This is a genomic window from Vibrio sp. 1F263 (assembly GCF_041439035.1).
GTDB classification, from domain to species: domain Bacteria; phylum Pseudomonadota; class Gammaproteobacteria; order Enterobacterales; family Vibrionaceae; genus Vibrio; species Vibrio tasmaniensis_A.
In genome coordinates this window covers 1-1,334 of sequence record NZ_JBGONI010000124.1, presented here as the reverse complement: position 1 = coordinate 1,334, position 1,334 = coordinate 1, and the positions used below count along the sequence as shown (strand labels likewise).

The window sequence follows — 1,334 nt, the reverse complement described above, 5'->3', positions numbered from 1 at the left end:
AGGGAAGCAGACTCTGTGCCTTGCAGGAAATTACCCAGGGTTTCAAGTTCAGACGTGAGTATCAGGCTAAGCAGCCTTGCGGTCGAGCAGGGCTTGTCATCTTGGCTCATGCGATACGCCGCACTTGAAAAGATAGTCCGTGCGGAATCAACCCAGAACGGATCACCTTCACCATGTTGCGGGATAAGCGCGTTCGCAATGTTTTCAAAATCAGGGGCATCCTTAGCATCACACCAGACATCCCAATTGGCGCAGCGTTCATCGAAGGGGTTGAGTAAGGTATCTTGGCTAGGGTCAAAGAACTTACTGGTAAAGGTGCAGCCTTTATCATAAATAATGGCTTTATCCCCACGTTTACGTATCCAGCGCAGGAGTTTACGAAGCATGACGGATTTACCTGCCCCTGTGGTGCCGTCGATGAGCATATGCTGAACTTCAAACTCACGCTTAAACAAGGCCAGCCCATCCACTTTGAAATCAGAAATCCGTCCGTTGCCTACACCCTGTCTTTTGAGTTTCTTTGCCCGTTTTTTCAAATCATTTGTGAGCACTTTGGGTTCGGCGTATTGAAAGCCTCGAACGTGGAAATCTTCACTTTGCTTTTCGCCTTGTCGTTTAAAGAAACTCATGGCGAGCATCAAAATAGCGAAGGCAATACAGATGGCAATTAAGAAGTTGATTTGTGCTTGGCGAATGACGTCATCATAAAGGCTGATGAGTTGGGTATTTTCCAGTTGGGAGGCGAGCGTGCCAACGTAGCGTTTTCCACTCCAGAACGTCGTGACTTCGCTGTTAAGATTGTGCCCAAAGCTGGCATAGATATGATTGCGCCAGTAGTAGAACACAGACCAAAAGGCGTTATCGGGCGCGCGTAGCCAGGTAAGAACGCCAGTGAGCGCTATCACCGACCAAATGGCGGCGTAGACTAAGGTATTGTTGACTTGAAAGAACATCCGAATGGAGTGAAAAGTAATTTGTCCGCCACGGGTAAAGTGGTTGCCGGACGCGCGTTTAGGTCTAGGCATCGTGGTTCCTTGAGAGTGAAATGCAGTGCTTTTTTAGGTAATTACCTGCGTATGCAGATGAGCTGGCCAACAATTGAACGGTTGTTGGCTAATGGTATTGCGGTGTAGGGCTCTGATATGAAAAAAATTTACGCATGCCGAAGGTAAGTCACGGATGTTCACCTCTCCGACGGGGTGGGGGGCTAGAGCCCCGACATGCTGGCAAAACTTGGGTGGTTTATTTCCTTGCGCTGATAATCCTCACGGTCTCGAATGTGGTCAGCGTTATGCTCGAAACCTTCAAAGCAATCCTGATTACTCTTTTTAAGA

The 1,334-nt window shown here is 48.3% G+C and carries 1 protein-coding gene; it reads right to left on the bottom strand.

Features of this window, described 5'->3' with window-relative positions; genetic code table 11:
• A partial coding sequence (locus tag ACED25_RS23420) for a type IV secretion system DNA-binding domain-containing protein (RefSeq protein ID WP_371696271.1) occupies positions 1–1,025 on the bottom strand: 1,025 nt, incomplete at its 3' end.
• Positions 1,026–1,334: the final 309 nt, after the last annotated feature.